Source organism: Alkalinema sp. FACHB-956, from assembly GCF_014697025.1.
GTDB lineage: Bacteria > Cyanobacteriota > Cyanobacteriia > Leptolyngbyales > Leptolyngbyaceae > Alkalinema.
Genome location: NZ_JACJRC010000005.1, coordinates 141,125 through 158,690, shown reverse-complemented (window position 1 = coordinate 158,690; position 17,566 = coordinate 141,125). Strand labels below are relative to the sequence as shown.

At 51.6% G+C, this 17,566-nt stretch carries 16 protein-coding genes; 8 read left to right on the top strand and 8 right to left on the bottom strand.

The features are described 5' to 3' along the window. Positions 1-21: 21 nt before the first annotated feature. Both H6G21_RS08755 and H6G21_RS08750 read right to left on the bottom strand, forming a co-directional pair. Positions 22-648 (bottom strand): class I SAM-dependent methyltransferase, encoded by a 627-nt coding sequence (locus H6G21_RS08755; protein ID WP_190572772.1) that lies wholly within the window; start codon positions 646-648, stop codon positions 22-24. Positions 649-742: 94 nt separating this feature from the next. After that, a complete protein-coding gene (locus tag H6G21_RS08750; RefSeq protein WP_190572770.1) occupies positions 743-1,921 on the bottom strand; it encodes a site-specific integrase in 1,179 nt (392 codons plus the stop codon). A 262-nt stretch (positions 1,922-2,183) separates the two neighbouring features. Between H6G21_RS08750 and hemH the strand changes: the two genes are divergently transcribed. Next, a complete protein-coding gene (gene hemH / locus H6G21_RS08745; protein WP_190572767.1) occupies positions 2,184-3,347 on the top strand; it encodes a ferrochelatase in 1,164 nt (387 codons plus the stop codon). A gap of 46 nt (positions 3,348-3,393) precedes the next feature. On the opposite strand, the gene H6G21_RS08740 is transcribed toward hemH, so the two are convergent. Further along, positions 3,394-3,996, bottom strand: a complete 603-nt coding sequence (locus H6G21_RS08740) for a DUF4126 domain-containing protein (RefSeq protein WP_190572765.1) — start codon at positions 3,994-3,996, stop codon at positions 3,394-3,396. A 546-nt stretch (positions 3,997-4,542) separates the two neighbouring features. Here H6G21_RS08740 and H6G21_RS08735 point away from each other — a divergent pair. Then, entirely contained in the window at positions 4,543-5,844 is a 1,302-nt protein-coding gene (locus H6G21_RS08735; RefSeq protein WP_190572762.1) for a Glu/Leu/Phe/Val dehydrogenase, read from the top strand. 16 nt (positions 5,845-5,860) lie between these two features. On the opposite strand, the gene H6G21_RS08730 is transcribed toward H6G21_RS08735, so the two are convergent. Continuing rightward, positions 5,861-6,790 (bottom strand): 4-hydroxybenzoate solanesyltransferase, encoded by a 930-nt coding sequence (locus tag H6G21_RS08730; RefSeq protein WP_190572760.1) that lies wholly within the window; start codon positions 6,788-6,790, stop codon positions 5,861-5,863. A gap of 373 nt (positions 6,791-7,163) precedes the next feature. On the opposite strand from H6G21_RS08730, the gene H6G21_RS08725 reads away from it, so the two are divergent. Further along, positions 7,164-8,780: a Ppx/GppA phosphatase family protein gene (locus tag H6G21_RS08725; protein WP_242041733.1), complete on the top strand. Its 1,617-nt coding sequence runs from the start codon at positions 7,164-7,166 to the stop codon at positions 8,778-8,780. A 33-nt stretch (positions 8,781-8,813) separates the two neighbouring features. On the opposite strand, the gene H6G21_RS08720 is transcribed toward H6G21_RS08725, so the two are convergent. Then, a complete protein-coding gene (locus H6G21_RS08720; RefSeq protein WP_190572756.1) occupies positions 8,814-9,512 on the bottom strand; it encodes a Crp/Fnr family transcriptional regulator in 699 nt (232 codons plus the stop codon). A gap of 1,075 nt (positions 9,513-10,587) precedes the next feature. Between H6G21_RS08720 and H6G21_RS08715 the strand changes: the two genes are divergently transcribed. The 3 genes from H6G21_RS08715 (at position 10,588) to pgsA (ending at position 13,876) form a co-directional block, all read left to right on the top strand. After that, complete coding sequence (locus tag H6G21_RS08715; protein ID WP_190572754.1) at positions 10,588-11,892, top strand: hypothetical protein; 1,305 nt, start codon at positions 10,588-10,590, stop codon at positions 11,890-11,892. Between the two features lie 548 nt (positions 11,893-12,440). Next, positions 12,441-13,109 (top strand): sugar transferase, encoded by a 669-nt coding sequence (locus H6G21_RS08710; protein ID WP_199307108.1) that lies wholly within the window; start codon positions 12,441-12,443, stop codon positions 13,107-13,109. Positions 13,110-13,351: 242 nt separating this feature from the next. Continuing rightward, entirely contained in the window at positions 13,352-13,876 is a 525-nt protein-coding gene (gene pgsA / locus H6G21_RS08705; RefSeq protein ID WP_190572882.1) for a CDP-diacylglycerol--glycerol-3-phosphate 3-phosphatidyltransferase, read from the top strand. Between the two features lie 33 nt (positions 13,877-13,909). On the opposite strand, the gene H6G21_RS08700 is transcribed toward pgsA, so the two are convergent. After that, positions 13,910-14,953 (bottom strand): ChaN family lipoprotein, encoded by a 1,044-nt coding sequence (locus H6G21_RS08700; protein ID WP_242041724.1) that lies wholly within the window; start codon positions 14,951-14,953, stop codon positions 13,910-13,912. Between the two features lie 144 nt (positions 14,954-15,097). Between H6G21_RS08700 and H6G21_RS08695 the strand changes: the two genes are divergently transcribed. After that, the gene (locus H6G21_RS08695; protein WP_190572750.1) at positions 15,098-16,411 is read left to right on the top strand and encodes a homoserine dehydrogenase; all 1,314 of its coding nucleotides are present in this window, start codon (positions 15,098-15,100) and stop codon (positions 16,409-16,411) included. A gap of 32 nt (positions 16,412-16,443) precedes the next feature. Next, positions 16,444-16,773, top strand: coding sequence for a Uma2 family endonuclease (locus H6G21_RS08690; RefSeq protein WP_242041723.1), 330 nt, complete (start codon positions 16,444-16,446; stop codon positions 16,771-16,773). Positions 16,774-16,915: 142 nt separating this feature from the next. On the opposite strand, the gene H6G21_RS08685 is transcribed toward H6G21_RS08690, so the two are convergent. Both H6G21_RS08685 and H6G21_RS08680 read right to left on the bottom strand, forming a co-directional pair. Further along, the gene (locus H6G21_RS08685; RefSeq protein ID WP_190572748.1) at positions 16,916-17,260 is read right to left on the bottom strand and encodes a DUF86 domain-containing protein; all 345 of its coding nucleotides are present in this window, start codon (positions 17,258-17,260) and stop codon (positions 16,916-16,918) included. After that, a complete protein-coding gene (locus H6G21_RS08680; RefSeq protein WP_190572746.1) occupies positions 17,247-17,555 on the bottom strand; it encodes a nucleotidyltransferase family protein in 309 nt (102 codons plus the stop codon). The genes H6G21_RS08685 and H6G21_RS08680 overlap by 14 nt, the downstream gene beginning before the upstream one ends. Positions 17,556-17,566 lie beyond the last annotated feature (11 nt).

Genomic DNA, 17,566 nt, shown 5'->3' with positions numbered 1-17,566 from the left:
TGAAAATGACTAGTGATGTCATCAGCATTTCTTTTGGGCTTGCAGGACTTGTAAACTGTCGCCAGCGTAGAGTTGGCGATCGCAGTGCGTAAAACCCGCTTCCTGAAGCATTTTCACCAAATCCAGATCTAACAATTGCCAAGCGGTTTCCGTTTCAAATAGACCAAAAAATAGCGCAATACCTGGCATCATCCAAGGTTGGGGACGGTGAAAATCTGCAATCAGAAAATAGCCCCCTGGCTTCAGCACGCGATAGGCTTCCTGAAAGATCCGTTGCAGGTTTTTCGGGGTCATTTCATGCATGGCCGCACTGGTGTGGACAATGTCAAAGGTGGCATCCGCAAAGGGCATTGCCTCCGCAAAGGCTTCCACATAGGTTGCTTCGGGCACATTACGCTGGGCCCGTTGAATCGAAAACGGTGAGGCATCCAACCCCGTCACTTGCCGCGATCGTTGCACTAAAAACTGCGTCGTTTGTCCACAACCGCAGCACAGATCCAGCACCGTCGATTCCGGTGTAATGTCAATGCCCTCTAATGCCAACTGTCGAAAGCGGGCTTCCCCCCCAACGGCCAGCGATGCGATGCGGGAAATGCCATCGTAGAGCCACTGATAGCGATAACTCCAATCCCGTAAAATCGTTGCCATAATTGTTGACCTGCTAGTTGATGTAATTGCTAGTTGATGTAATTGCTTATAGTGGGCCAGAGAAGGCCGTGGGCTAGAACCCTTGGCAGGAACCCTAGGAAGTGGAAAGGGTGGGGGCAGAACGGGAATTTTTCGCGATCGCGGCTTCAACGGCGGCCTGTTGATCACGGCGGGTGATCCATTGGTGATAGGTGCGGGTATGGACTGCAACGGAATGCCCCATCATCTTAGCGGCGACGGTATCCGGCAAGCCAAAGTGAATCGTCCGCACAGCCCAGGCGTGGCGCAAATCGTAGGGCGAAAAAGGCACGCCATAACGCCGAAACTGTGCCGTCACCCGTTGTCCTACCCGTTGCAAGGTGGTTTGGGATAAATCGGTATTAATTTCCGGTAACTGAATCGATCGCAGGTGAAATTCCTCAATCCATTCCGGATAAAAGGCCCAAACCTCATGGCTGCCGGTTTTGGTCGTGTCCAGTACCTGAATGCTCGTTTCCCCCTGCTGAAGTTGGGTATAGTCGCAGAAAAAGACCTCATGGTTCCGCAGTCCAAAGGTTGCCATGATGCCGTAGACAAACTGCCACGCCGGATTAGGAATCTGGGCCCAGGCTTGCACGATCGCCTCATCGCTGGGTAAATTCCGGGCTTGGGTGCGGCTGTTGTTATAGCTCCCTGCGAGGGTTTTCAACTCCGTGGGCAATTCCAGATTCAGAAATTCCGCAAAGGCCGACAAGGCTGTGCAGCAGACCTGCCGACTGCGGGACTGGATCGCCGTACTGTGCACGGTTTTGTAAATTAACTCCGGCAAAGTCAGCTTTGGGTGATCTTGGGCCATGCCTGCCAACTTGCGGAGATAGGGCGCATAGGCCGCATTCCAGGTCGTTTTGGTGGCGGCGGGCTTGCTGACCCGATCGCTGGCTGCGAAAAACTGGCGTTCAAAGGCTTGGATCTGCTCGACCAGATCCAGTTGACTGAGCCGTTTACCCGCCTCGATCGTCAAATAATCCCGCCAATCGAAACTCTTCTGGATTAACTGAGCCGCAATAATTTTGGCTTCCTGCTCAATTTGCTTCAGACCCGCCGGTGTCGCAGGGAGCCCCAAGCTCAACCGCTGTTGGTAGGGACGGAGTCGCCCACAGCCGGGGCGGGGCGGCAAGGTTCCCCGTAGATTTAACTTGGTGCCCCGCCGTTCGATTTGCACCCCTAATCGGGCCATCTTGAGGCGTAGATTCAATTGGGTGATTTTGCTATCTAGAGCGTCAAATTCGGCCATTATTTCCTAAAAATTACGATCGCAAATTAGTCGCTAATGCAAAGAAATGTCAACTAAGTTTGATATTTGTATCGATGGCATGATAAGCAAAGTTAATGTCACACGGTCATTATCAATCGTTCAACCTCGATCGTTCAACGGCGCAAGGTTTGATTCGGATCTGCTTTTTATCAGAGCACCTGTAAAACCCAAGCCTCGACGAATGGAGAATGTTAAAATCATTTACAAACCTGAGACTTAAACTAAGGGGCGAGACATTGCTATGGGGCGAATCGGCGTTTTATTGCTGAATTTGGGAGGGCCAGATCGCCTAGAAGATGTGCGGCCTTTTCTCTATAATCTATTTTCTGATCCAGAGATTATTCGCCTGCCCGTTCCCTGGCTCCAAAGCCCCTTGGCATGGCTGATCTCTACCTTGCGTGCAAAGAAATCTCAAGAAAATTATAAAAAAATTGGTGGGGGATCTCCCCTGCGGCGCATTACTGAGGCCCAGGCCAAAGACTTGGAATCCCTGCTGAACCAATCGGGGCAGGAGGCTACCGTCTACATTGGGATGCGCTATTGGCACCCCTTTACTGAAGAGGCGATCGCTCGAATTAAGCGAGATAAGCCCGAGCGGCTGGTGATTCTGCCCCTCTATCCTCAGTTTTCTATTAGTACCAGCGGCTCCAGCTTCCGTGTTTTGGAACGGATGTGGAATGTTGATCCAGATCTGCAAAAAATTCCCTACACCGTCATCCCTTCCTGGTACAACCACCCCGGATACTTGCAATCCATGGCCAAGCTGATTGGTCAACGAATTGATAGTTTGCCGGATCCTGCTCAAGGCCATGTGTTCTTCAGTGCCCATGGAGTTCCCGTCAGCTATGTGGAAGAAGCGGGTGATCCTTACCAGAAGGAAATTGAAGCCTGCGCGGGGTTAATCATGAAAACCCTGGGCCGATCGAATGACTACACCCTGGCCTACCAAAGTCGAGTGGGGCCCGTGGAGTGGCTCAAGCCCTACACCGATGAGGCCATCCAAGAACTGGCTGAAAAAGGGGTCAAAGAGTTGGTGGTGGTACCCATCAGCTTTGTTTCGGAACACATTGAAACCCTGGAAGAAATTGACCAGGAATACCGTGAAGTGGCTGAAGAAGCAGGCATTGAAATCTTCTCCCGTGTCCCAGCGCTCGATACGGATCCCACGTTTATCCAAGCCCTGGCGGATTTAGTGCAAAAAGCATTGCACGATCGACCCATCTTGTTTGCCGAAACGGTTCAGCCGTCGGAAGATACCAAGCTCTATCCCCAGGAGCGTTGGGAATGGGGCTTGACCACGTCTGCCGAAGTGTGGAACGGGCGGTTGGCCATGCTGGGCATCTTGGCTTTACTTGCGGAATTGCTGATCGGTCGTGGGCCTTTACACGCCGTTGGCCTGCTGTAGGAAAAACGGTTGTTGAATTAGGATCTCTTAACTAGGCTAAGAGATCCTAGTCAGGCTCTTGCTTCCCGTAGCGAGGATGTAGTCGATCGCGGGGATGGGCTTGGGCACGATACCAGTCTCGCCAAGCTTTGGAACTCCGAATCGCAAACCACAACAGCAACATAGCAATCAATCCTCCCTGCTTCGGTGAATCTAAGGCGAACAAAACCAGCGCAATACAGAGAGCATCCTGAATCAACAAAACCCAAACCGGAATGCCATTCCGCAAGCGATAGAACCAGCCCACTTGTACCAGTTGTAAGACGAAGGCGAGTAATCCACTTACCACTCCCAACAGCGCGACTAAATCGGCTGGGGCATCCATGGCGCGGGCGATCGCGACACCCATAATGCCACCGACGATCGGGCTACAAAATAATTGAAGGATTTGGACGAGTCGAATGCCAACCCGATCCTTGGAGGCAATGAGCTCGAAGAACGACCAGCTTACCAAAACGCCTAAAACTAAGGCGGGGGAGAGCATGGATAGTAGAGGAACTTGTTGCCACAGTTGGGGGCCGGATAATAGCCCAATCATCAACAGTGGGAGTGCGATCCGAAGACCTGCCGCTGCGGACACGGAAAGAACGGCTAGGATAACCTCAATCATGGAAAATAGGACAAAAAATACAAGGTAGTTGAATAATAAAAATCTCTCGTTAGCTGATTTTCGCAACCGATGGGGTTACGACCGATGGTAGATCGGCTGGTAGATCGGCTATCCTGACAACGCCTATGGAGAATGGGCGATTAGAGAGAATGGGTGATTAGAGATAACTCAGCATCTGGAAAACCATAGGTTTACTCAAATCTACTGTTTATTCCACGATTGAGCCAAGGCCGACCGTCTAATGACTCACTGTTCCAATGATTCACTGTTAAGTGTGGCATTTTTTCTAGAAAGGTGAAAATTATTTTGTAGACTCAAGATTTGTTATTTCAGTGTGACAAGTCGATTTCAGCCTTTCTATGATTGATCTAGACTCCTTCAATAAACTTTCGTGAATAAACCGTTGTGAGGCTCAATCTCCAATCCCTCGAATGATCTCACTCACGCCATGACCTCACTTCATCACTGCGCGCCATAATCTCGTTCGATAATCTCACTCCATTCACTCCATTACTGTGATATCTGTTCGCTTCAAAGGATCCTGGTATGAACCAAATAGTCACTCCATCCCCCTCTCTGCTAACCGATGCGAGCCAACGGCTGAACCTAGCTCTCAAATATGCAACGATTTCCGAGGATGCCATTCGATCGCTGCAATCTCCCAAGGCCAGCCTGAGTGTTTCTATCCCGGTTCGGATGGATGATGGTTCGCTACAAGTGTTTCAAGGCTATCGGGTGCGCTATGACGATACCCGTGGCCCCGGCAAGGGCGGTGTGCGCTATCACCCCAATGTCACCCTAGATGAAGTCCAAACCTTGGCCTTTTGGATGACGTTTAAATGTGCCGCATTAAATCTCCCGTTTGGAGGGGCGAAGGGCGGCATCACGGTTAACCCCAAACTGTTGTCCAAGATGGAATTGGAACGGTTGAGCCGAGGCTACATTAGCGCGATCGCGGATTTTATTGGGGTGGACACGGACATTTTGGCCCCGGATGTCTACACCAATGCCATGGTTATGGGTTGGATGATGGACGAATACAGCACGATTAAACGCCACTACAGCCCTGGGGTCGTCACCGGAAAACCAATCACCCTCGGGGGCAGTTTGGGGCGGGAGGATGCAACGGCACTGGGCGCATTTTTTGTCATGCAAACCCTGTTGCCCAAGCTCGATCGGGTGCCTCAACATACAACAGTTGCTATCCAAGGGTTTGGGAATGCAGGCGCAGCTTTGGCGGAGTTTCTCTACCAAGCGGGATATCAAGTCGTTGCGATCAGCGATTCCCAAGGTGGTCTCTATGCCAAATCTGGATTGGATATTCCAACATTACGACAATTGAAAGAATCAACGCGCAAGTTGCAAGCTGTCTATTGTGATGGTAGTGTGTGCAACTTCACTGCCCATGATGTGATCAGTAATGAAGATCTGCTCACCTTAGATGTGGATGTTTTGATTCCAGCTGCATTGGAGAAACAGATCACGGTTAACAATGCTGATAAAATCCGGGCTAAATTCATTTTTGAAGTGGCCAATGGCCCCATTACCTCCCAGGCCGATGCCATTCTAGAAGCTAAAGGCATTCAGGTATTTCCAGATATTCTGGTCAATGCAGGCGGGGTGACCGTGAGCTATTTTGAGTGGGTGCAAAACCGCAATGGCATGTACTGGTCTTTGGGTGAGGTGAACCAAAGTCTCCAGCGCAGAATCATTGAGGAAACGGAGCGCATTTGGGAGATTGCTCAACGCCAGAAAATTTCCATGCGGGCAGCGGCCTATGTCCATGCGCTCCAGCGGCTAGGAGAAGCGATCGATGCAAAAGGGACTCGCGATTATTACGTCAATTAATTCCACCCCTTGAATTTCACCCATTCCACCAAACACCCGCAATCATGCCTGCTAGCAAGACGAACCCAATTCCAACGTTTTGTTTAAAGGCGGCGGCATAGAACGGATGGGGAATGCGCGGTTGGGTTAATTTCAGCGCTTGCCAAGCCCAAGCGATCGCCGCGATCGCTAAACTGACCCAAAACGGCCAGTCCAGTTGCATCACTTGCCCCAATTTGCCGAGGATGATCGTCGTGGCTATATAAAAGACCGCGATCGCTTGGGGGGCATAGGTGCCAAAGAACAGCGCGCTGGAATTGACGCCTAACTTGCGATCGTCCTCCCGATCGGAAAGGGCGTAAACCGTATCAAACCCCATCGTCCAACACAGCGTGGCCCCCCACAACAACCAGGTTTCCTGCCCTAAGCAAGCCGTGGCACTGGGGGTGAGGCCACAACTGACCGCACTCCAGCTAATCAATACCGCAAATCCCCAGGCGATCGACAGCACCAATTGCGGTACCGGAAACACCCGCTTCATGGCGGGGTAAATCACAATGACAGGAACCGCTGCCACACAGAGCCAAAAGGTGAGGGGGTTGAGAAACAGGGCGAGGCCATAGGCGCACAGAAAGCCAACTAGCATGACGCCGATTCCCACCTGAACCGAGAGGGCACGGGAGGCGAGGGGGCGATTCTTCGTGCGTTCTACCTGGGGATCAATGTTGCGATCCCAGAGGTCGTTGACCACACAGCCCGCTGCACTCGTTGCCAAGGATCCCAGGATAATAATCCCCACCAGTAAGGCGGAAGGATAGCCCCTAGCCGCCAAAAACACCGCCCACAGGGCTGGCACCATTAAAATTAATCGCCCTTCTGGTTTATCCCAGCGCAGCAAACGAACAATCGTCCACCAAAGAGATTCGGGAGACATGGATTGAGACTGACGATCGCGAAATATAGCCATACAAGTCCAAGACACAACAAGTCCAAGATGCAACAAGTCCAAGACGCAACAAGTCCAAAACGCAATGGGAACGAAGTCACCTAGGCAACTGACCTGGTATTTCAGGAATGGGACGCACCGAACTGGAATTATCGTAGGAGGCGATCGGAAGTGACACAAGAGGGGGGGAACTCAAAAGCTATCCTTTCCCTGATCAAAAAAATCGAAGAAGCCAGTAAGATACCTGTGAGCAGCCAATGGTTGCGATCTATCGATCTCAATGGATTAACCCATGGGTCAACCCATTGAGTCCAGTTCCTCGGTTGTCCCTGTTCCTTTTTTCACCGTTTAAGTAGCTATGGTGAACTCCAGCCAGCCTCTGCCCCCCACCGTTATGCATTCTGATTTGTCTAGCGATCGTGACTACATTCTGGCCTCCATTGATGTGGGCACCAACTCGATTCACATGGTGGTGGTCAAGGTGCAGCCATCGATTCCGGCCTTTACGATCGTGGCTCGCGATAAATCAACGGTGCGGCTCGGCGATCGGGACAAACTGACGGGTAATCTCACCCCTGCCGCCATGGAGCGGGCGATTACAGCCCTCAAGCGATGCCAGGAAATTGCGACTAGTCTGCACGCGGATGAGATTATTGCCGTTGCCACAAGCGCGGTGCGGGAGGCCCCCAATGGCCAGGAATTCCTACAGACCGTTGAAAAAGCCTTAGGGCTGTGGATTAACTTAATTTCTGGCCCAGAAGAAGCTCGCCGAATATACCTCGGTGTCCTTTCTGGCATGACGCTCAATGCCCAACCCCACGTCATTATTGACATTGGTGGAGGATCCACAGAACTGATTTTGGGCGATGGCCACGAACCCCGCAGCCTCAGCAGCACGAAGGTCGGGGCGGTACGCTTGACCGCAGATTTTATCTCTACGGATCCCATTAGTTCAATGGAATTCCTGGCCCTCCAAGCCTACATCCGTGGGATGCTGGAACGCCCGATCGAAGAGATTCAAGCCCAGATTAAACCGGGTGAAAGGATCAAAATGGTCGGCACGTCTGGCACGATCGAAGCCCTTGCCAACCTCCACGCCCGAGAAAAATTTGGGACTGTCCCAAATCCGCTGAATGGCTACTCCATCAGTTTGGCGGAGTTGCGGGATTGGTTGCACCGTCTGCGCCGGATGAAGTTTGCAGAACGGGTAGCAATTCCGGGGATGTCCGAACGGCGGGCAGAAATTATTTTGGCGGGGGGCTTAGTTCTTCAAGAAGCCATGACCTTACTGGGCGTAGACAGCATCACGATCTGTGAACGATCGCTACGGGAAGGGGTGGTAGTCGATTGGATGATTACCCACGGGTTGATTGAAGATCGCCTCCGCTACCAAGGGTCTGTGCGTCAACGAAGTGTCTACAAAACGGCCCAAAAATATCAGGTGAATTTGACCTATAGCGAACGGGTGGCTCAGTTTGCCATCGCTCTCTTTGATCAAACCCAAGGGAAATTACACCAGTGGGGATCCGAAGAACGGGACTTGCTCTGGGCCGCAGCAATTTTGCATAACTGTGGGCATCACGTCAGTCATGATGCTCATCACAAGCATTCCTATTACCTGATCCGCCATGCAGATTTGCTGGGGTACAACGAGATGGAACTGGAAACGATCGCCAATCTCGCCCGCTATCACCGCAAAAACTCGCCCAAAAAGAAACACGATACCTATCGCAACCTGACCAGCAAAAAACACCGTCGCGTGGTGGAGCAATTACATCCCTTATTGCGCCTTGCTGTTGCCCTCGATCGGCGGCAAATTGGCTCGATCAAATCTGTGCGCTGTCAAATGTTGCCTGAGCGTCAGGAAATGCGCCTGTTCATCAGCCCCGTCCAGCCCAGTGATGACTGTGCCCTAGAGCTCTGGAGCTTGACCTATAAAAAGCCCAGCTTTGAGGCAGAATATCACCTCAAATTGGTTCCCATCTTGGAGGTTGAACCTGCCCGAGTTTGATGGGGACAGTTTGATGATGACAGTTTGATGGGACTACAGCATTAGCCGTTCAAGGGCATGGGTGTCAGGGATCCGCATGACATCCCGATCTCGTAGGATGAGCTCTTTCTTTTCCAATTTGCTCAGTACCCGCGTCACCGTTTCCCGCGCCAAGCCACTGAGGCTACTGAGTTCGCGGTGGGGCAAGTTGGGAACCTCAATCCCGCCTGCAACTTTGACCCCTTGCCCCTCCGCTAAAAAGAGCAGGACATCCGCCACCCGAGAGGTGCTATCAGATTCGCGCAACCGCAACCGCCGATTAACCTGCCGCAGCCGCCGTGCCATTAGCTGAGCTAGACGAATTCCCGCTTGGGGCTCGCTATTTAATAAATTGACAAAATCCTGGGCAGGCATGTTGCCAATCAACGTGGGAGCTAAGGTGATCACATCCGTCGATCGGGGCACTTCATCCAGCGGAGCCATTTCGCCAAACAGTTCACCTTTGCCCAAAATATTTAAGGTGACTTCTTTCCCATCGAGGTTATAGGTACGAATTTTCACCCATCCACTCAGGATGAAATAGACAGAAGTTCCCCAATCATTTTCCAGCAGAATGACTTGATTCGGGGGATGACTGCGCGTCACCATGTGGCAAACAGCGCGCTCCACAGCCTCCTCAGGCAACCCCTGAAAAAAGGGAGCCGATCGAATCAGCATGTCGCCATTAGATTCCCGTGATGACCAATCTTCCATAACCCCCTAACCAGACATCCAATATGCGAACTCTATTGACCCATGCGGTTGGCAATTGCTTCAGGAACAGAACGTTGCCCCTCACCTCCACGAGTGTGAAAGAAATTGGGGCTCTAGAGACTAGTGCTAACCTTTCTACTGGAGGCAGGATGACCTATGGCAGGATGACTTCCATGTAGACAGGATCACTGGCCCCTCGCACAACGGATTCATTCTAGGCTGTGAATCCTACTTTGCATCTTTAAGTTTTACGTCTAAGTTTGACGTTGCTAGATCCCCAGCGATGTTAAATCGCTAGCTTACTCCTCCCTCAATCATTGCAGAGAAGACCACCTAATTTACACGGTAATCAGCGATTCCCCTGACGGATCTCCAGAAAAGTCACTGCCCCTAGGCCCAGCATACCCTGCTAGCTTGGTCTCCCTTCCATCTAGGCTAACCATTTTTATCACTTTTCTTCCCCCAATCTTCACAATCGCGCAATCTTTACGATCGCGGGGGGGGTGCCTGTCACGGGTAGGGGCGTTGGCCTATTTCTGGGAAGGGGCGATGGCGCAAATTCTGGGTGTTAGGTTTGCTGTGACAAGCCGACTGTATTCGGGCATGTTAAGTAAAATCTGGCAATCTGATGCCAGTCAGGCTAAGGCATGAATGTTAGGCATGAATGTTAGGCATGAATGTTAGGCATGGCTGACAAGCTGAATTTCACTAAATTTACGGAGCGCCTGCAATTTTAATTTCACAAATTCTATTCATCAGCCGAAAATGGAAAGGTGGGTGGCCACAATGACTATAGGTAATGACTGCAAGGAATCAAGGTAATGACTGCAAGGAATCCAAGGTAATGACTGCAAGGAATCCAAGGTAATGACTGCAAGGAATCCAAGGTAATGACTGCAAGGAATCCAAGGTAATGACTGCAAGGAATGACGGCAAATGATGATTCTCTCCTAGTGCTCCCCTCCCAGATTGTTGGGATGTCGTCGATGGGCTCCTTGCTAGTGCGATCGCTGGGTTAGAGCGATCGACGGATGAAATCGACGGGTGAAGTTGAAAGTTATTTGAGGATGGCTGTGTGACCTACCAAACTGAGCAAGTTCAAGCCCTAATCTCTGAGATCGATCGTGCCCTGCGTCAACCCAAAGGCTTCCGATTTTGGGCCTATTTGACGCGGTTTCGGCTTCAGAATCGCACGCTAGAACGAGTTCGTAATTTTCTGGTCATGCAACAACGGCCCCCAGTTCCGGCTCCACCGCTAGTTGGGGCAGCGGCAAAAACACCACCTCCTGCGGTTGCTTCCCTTGCCAGCCTCAATACTGAATTGGAACAATTGCGGCTCCATCTTGTCCAGCCTCTCCAAACCGAAATTACTCGGCTCTCTCAACAGCGAGATAGCCTGTTACAAGAAGTTCGCACCCTAGAAATTCGCAAAGCCCAGCTTGAAGCGCCTTCCCAGCCAATCCTCGATCGTGGAGAAATAGAACGGTTGCAAGCGCTGCGCGATCGGACAGACTCTCTCCTCACTAGCATGGATACCAGTCTGGATCTAGCCTTAACTTCCTTGCAAAGAAATCTCGATACCTACCAGGAGTCCCTAGCGCAAGGGATTGATCGTATGCATGGACTAGGGCATCAAGGGGAAGTTCTGTTTAGTTCCCTCATCAATCATCTGGCTCAGCAGCTCGGTCGTGAAGCCTCAAGTTATATTCATCCTCCTCAATTGGAATCGATGGATCCGACAGTGCTCAAGACGGTACCACCGACTGCCACCTTAGTTTCGACTGCACCCCCAAGGGATGTGCCTTCCCAGTCTCCACCGAATCAAGTGTTCGTCAAGGATGACGATGCTTTTGCCTCTCCGATCGAGGCGCAACCCGGCCCTAAGGCGGAGGGGGTCGCAGCAGCAGCTGAATCCGATACGATTCACAACCTTTCCGACTTGTTTAACATCTGGGGGAGCAAAGACGACGATTTACCATCCCCTGGCGCTGCGGAGGTCACACCATCTGAAGTTGTGCAAACCGAGCCTGATCAGATTTCTATGGAAGATCTGACCTTGAGCGACATGGATGATTTGTTCATCCATGAACCCTCGATTGTGAATGATGACGCTAGCCAAGTCACCATGGATACGCTATTTGAAAGTTCTGATTGGCTCGCCGCTTCACCAACAGAGGCTCCAGTTTCAATGACTCAGCCAATGACTCAGCCAATGACTCAGCCATCATCTGCCCCCAATGTGATACCGCCAGTATCCGATCGATCACTGAATGAAGGACAGTCTGATGACCTGACCCTGGATGAAATTCATGCAATCTTTGCAGATATCCCTTCCGTAGATGCATCTCCTAGCAGGGCAAAGTCCGATCGTGCCAGTTAATGCAGGTCTACTGACATCAGCGTTTTCCCCCACGGCCTGAAGCCGTACCCGAGAAGTGCTCAAGCAGTCAGTAATGCTGATGAAGAGAGCACCCAGATTCACCGTACCCAGATTCACCGTCAACTGAGCCGTTGGAACGCATGGGGTGTGAAGTCGGTCTCATGACCGCTAAATTCCGCAATCCAGCGTAAATGTTCCCGCCACTTCACCAAGAGTCCTTCCTAGGCTGCTTGACTATCTTGCTTGATTAGGAAGGAGAGCAGACATGTCAGCCTTAGTAGGGATGAAGAAATTGAGGCTCAGGAAAATTTCTGAGGGATTATACCTGAACTTCATAAAACCCCTTAGCAGTTCAAAGATTAAGCAAAAGCGACTATGAATGCTGGCTTCCAGCTAATTGTCCCTCTTAAGATGTGTGCAAGAGAGACATGAGTCGTTTATTTAATCCCTGACTGCTACCCGTGATTACCACTACTCCCTCTAAACTAGCTTCCGCCCCTAAGTTGATGACTAAAAGCCCAATTCCTCTTCGTTCCAGAGAAGTAGGTATGAGTGCTCCTTTTCCTCTAGCTCCATCTACACGATCGGCTGTGATTGATCGGCCCCACCCATCAATTCACAGCAAAGCAAAACGACTAATTGATATTGCGGGTGCAGTCATTGGTCTGCTGATTACAGCGATTCTCTTCCTTCCCATCGCGATCGCGATTCAGATTGATAATCCCGGCCCGATTCTTTACAGCCAGTGGCGCTGTGGATTGAATGGCCGAGTTTTCCGGATTTGGAAGTTTCGCTCCATGGTCACTAACGCTGATGTCCTAAAGCAAAAGTTGCAAGATCGCAATGAGGCATCAGGTCATGTTTTCAAAATGGAAAATGATCCGCGAGTGACCCGCGTTGGCAAGTTTCTTCGCAAAACCAGCTTGGATGAGTTTCCTCAGTTTCTGAATGTTCTGCTAGGTGACATGAGCTTGGTTGGAACTCGGCCTCCCAGCACCGATGAAGTTTCTAAGTATGAAGCTCACCACTGGAAGCGCCTACTTGTGAAGCCAGGAATTACCGGTGAATGGCAAGCGAACGGACGGTCATCGATCAAAGATTTTGAAGATATTGTCCACCTCGATCTCGAATACCAGCGTAAGTGGTCGGTTCAATATGATTTACGCCTAATCCTGAAAACAGTTCTTATTGTATTTACCAAAAGTGGTGCTTGCTAATTCTTGTCATACCTTATCTAGGTTTTTAAAGTTATCCCTGAGTTCATGGTTTAAGGAGTCCAAATCGGGCTCCTTTTTTCATAGGTAGTCTTTTCTAGTCAGGATTTGAGGGGTTGACTCAGCGAGGGGTGAATCAAGGTGATCAAAATGTCCTTTGGCCATCCCTTGGTCTTGGTGTTAGCCCTCGGGTGTAGGGTAAGAATAGAAGACAGGATGAAGGAATTTGGATGAATTTACCCAAAATAAACTTACCCACTTGGATCACCATTTCGCGATTGTTGGGCGTCCCTATTTTGCTCTATGGGTTGCAAACTCCGTCCGATTCTTTGCGCTGGTGGATGGTTGGGATTTTTGTGCTGGTGTCGGGGACGGACTGGTTAGATGGGTATTTAGCGCGACGGTTGAATCAGGTTACGGATTTAGGGAAATTTTTGGATCCCCTAGTAGATAAGTTGCTGGTGCTTGCACCGTTGATGTCACTGGTGGAATTGGGTCAGATTCCAGCTTGGGGGGTGTTTCTGATTTTGGCGCGGGAGTTGACGATCGCGGGTTGGCGGGTCAATCCTTCTCTGCAAACGGGGTCGGTGCCAGCGGCGAATCTGTGGGGTAAGGTAAAAACCGTAGTGCAGATGATTGCAATCGCGCTGTTGATTGCCCCCTTACCATCGGCCTATGAACCTCTGGGCCTTGTGACTTTTTGGGGCTCTGTGGTGCTGACGTGGGTTTCGGGATTGATTTACCTCCTGCCCAAAAAGGTTGAGGCTTAGATCATTTCAAACTGGGTGAATTTGCGGAAAGCCTTAAGGTGAAGCAGGTGGCGGGGTGGCGGATGGAGGCAAAGGCTGCATCCAGAAAAAGTCGGCGATCGGTGGGCCTGCGGTCGGTGGGGCTTGCAGATCAGGGCTGGGATTGAGCAGTAGGGTGAACTGGGCCAGCTTGGGAAAGCGATCGCGCAGCCGACGGGCGACCCGCTGGGGAATGCCTTCACCGTAGGTCACATGGCCTTGCCCCACGAGGACGACGACTAACCGATCGGGATGGGCTTGCACAAGCTGACTGATGCGTTCTGCCATGGTTTCATCCCACAGCACTTGGGCTTGGAAAAAGCGATCGAACTGTTGGCTATTGCCTTTGCCTTGGTGCATGTCGTTGTAAAGCTGCTGCAACCGCTGGCGATAGGAATCTGGTTCTAGGCGAATGGCCGATAAAGGGGGAATAAAGCGACGATCGGTCAGCTTGAGACTATCCAGCCCTTTGCGGCCCACTTGGCGCACCACTTCGCTGGGGGCATTGAGGGCAACCACGGGTAATTGATGCTGTTTGGCAAATTGCACGATCGGCTGATAGAACCGCCAGGGAAAGCCCCACCGTTTTTGATATTCAGTGCGGTCTAATAAGGTCTGCTCGCTGATTTTGTCCTGGAGGTAACGATCGAGGATTGACTGGAAAGGCCGTTGGAACATTTCCATCGCGATCGTCAGGCGGGGACGCTGGTGGTGGAGTTGTTCCAGAATAAAGCGCTGGGCCCGGTGATCGGCTTCGCTATCATGGACTTCGCCAAGGTAAACCACTTGGGCCTGGGCGAGTTGCTGCAAAACCTCGGCCACGGGGCGTTCCAGGGATGAACTGGGGGAAACTCCGCCGGAAGGCACGATCACCCGAGCCGATTGCACGGGCTGATCGGACTGGGGTTCCACAGCCAGGGCTGGGGACAAGTGGCCTGCACTGGGCAACGTACAGCCAATCACAATACCGAGCCAGCAGCCGCACAGTTGGGCGATCGGGCGGGCGATTGGACGCGTGATCGAGCGGGCGATCGGAAACATTCTGGGGGGCTTTCTCATAGGGTTCACCATCGCTTTCAATTGTGCCATGGGAGTTTAGTCGGTGGGGGATGGCAATTTCTAGCCCCTGTTCGTAGCGCAGTGGGTGAACGCACCGACCACATCCCCTACAATGAAAGGGCTGTTGTGATTGCGAAGAACGCTGTGGCTTTCAAAGTTGGTTTGTTGGGACTCGGCACCGTTGGCACTGGCACTGTGGAGATTTTAAGCACCCCAAGCCAACGCCATCCCCTCTTGCAGGAATTGGAAATTCATAAAGTCGGGGTGCGATCGCTGGATAAGCCGCGCACCGTCGAGATTCCCGCTGACAAACTTACGACCGATTTAGAGTCGATCGTGACCGATCCTGAGGTGGATATCGTCGTTGAAGTGATGGGGGGATTGGAACCGGCCCGATCGTTGATGCTGAAGGCGATCGAGCAGGGGAAACATGTTGTCACGGCCAATAAGGCAGCGATTTCTCGCTTTGGGGAAGAAATTTTTACCGCAGCGGCGAAGCATGGGGTCTATGTCTTGCTGGAAGCGGCGGTGGGCGGTGGCATTCCGGTAATTGAGCCGTTGAAGCAGTCCCTCTGTGCTAACCGGATTAACAGTGTCACTGGGATTATCAACGGGACGACGAATTACATCCTGACCCGCATGGTGCAGGAGGGGGCGGACTTTGGTGAGGTGCTGGCCGATGCGCAACGGTTGGGCTATGCGGAGGCGGATCCCACGGCAGATGTGGATGGTTGGGATGCGGCGGATAAGATTGCGATTTTGGCCTCGTTGGCCTTTGGCGGTCGCATCGATCGCGAGGCGATTTCCTGTGAAGGGATTCGTGAGGTGAGTGCGGCGGAAATTGCCTATGCGGATAAGTTGGGCTTTGTGATTAAGCTGTTGGCGATCGCGAAACGGCCTGAGTCGGCGGAGGCGTTGCAAGTGCGGGTTCATCCGACCCTGGTGCCCAAGGCCCATCCTTTGGCGAGTGTGAATGATGTCTATAACGCCATTTTGGTGGAAGGCGATCCGGTGGGTCAGGTGATGTTCTTTGGGCGAGGGGCGGGGGCTGGCCCGACGGCGAGTGCGGTGGTGTCGGATATTCTCAATATTGCGGCGCTGCTGAAGGTGGGTCGCGATTGTGCCAAGCAGGCCGATGGGACGCCGTTGCTTGATCCGTTGTTGGCTTGTTCGCACCATGACTATTGCGCGATCGCGCCGATGGATGATTTGGTGACGCGGTTCTATGCGCGGTTCTTGACCCAGGATTATCCGGGGGTGATTGGCAAGTTGGGGACTTGCTTTGGGGATCATCAGGTGAGTCTGGAGTCGGTGGTGCAGGCGGGGATTCGCGATGGGTTGGCGGAAATTGTGGTGGTGACCCACGATGTGCAGGAGGGCAACTTCCGTAAGGCGTTGGCGGAAATTGAGCAAATGCCAGCGGTGGCGAAGGTGGCAAGTGTGTTGCGGGTGTTATAGGGAAATTGTTAGAGAGTCCATGACTCAAGCTTATGACAGTAGGAAAGCATAGTCGGTTGCGGCTTCAGCTTTGTCATTGCATTAATACTGCTGCTGAAGGTGGGCAGGTTGCCTATGCTTTCCCAAAGTTGTGCTGTCATTTTGGCGATCGATCGCTGGTGCCGGATGTGGCGGTGTTCCGGTGGGAGAGAATTCCGTTTGATGGGGATGGGGAAGTCCCGGATGATTTCCGGTTGGTGCCGGATTGGGTGGTGGAAATTTTGTCTCCTGACCGGAGTTCTAATCGGGTGATTGGCAAGATTCTTTATTGTCTGGAGCAGGGATGTCAGTTGGGTTGGTTGATTGATCCGATCGATTCTTGATTTTAAGGCGGGACAGCAACCCATTTTGTTGCGGGGGGAGGATTGCCCATCGGTGCTGCCGCCGCTCTTGCTGGTGTTAACGGTTAATCAAGTGTTCGGTTGGTTGAGGATGGCAGGTTCCTAAGACTTAAACTCCTTAAACTTAGGTTTCAAGTGAAATGATTTTTTCTAATTCAACTATTAAAGGTGGTAGATCACGAGTCACAACTTCCCAGACAATGTCTAAGTCGACCTCAAAATAGGCATGGGTTAAGCGGTTGCGCATTCCGATCATTTGTACCCAGGGAATATGTGGGTACCTGGTTCTAAGATCGGCTGAAATTCTGCCTGCGGCTTCTCCAATGATTTCGATATCTTTGACTAGGGCTAATGTCAGCATACGATCGCCCTCCAAATCAGATCGGCTACGATCTCGGATGAACCCGATCGCTTCTACTGCGGCATCGCGCATGTGGCGTAGTCGAGTGGCGTCGTCAAGGTTGGACATAGAGCACCAGAGCTTCAGCGAGGACACGATCGCGGATGTAGCGGCTTAGTTCATGGGGGGTTCGTAGATCAACAGTTCGACTCTCCATGAGATAAGAAAGTTCTTGCTGGAGAGTGATAATAGCAAATCCAGGCGTTTTTCCTGGCTCAAATTCGACTAATACATCAATATCACTCTGGGGGGTGAAGTCAGTGCGCAAGACGGAGCCAAACAAAGAGAGCTTGCGGATGTGATGGTGCTGGCAAAACTCGGCAACTTTAGTTTGAGAAATTTGAATGGGTAGAGTAGGCTGCATAGTTTGTCTAT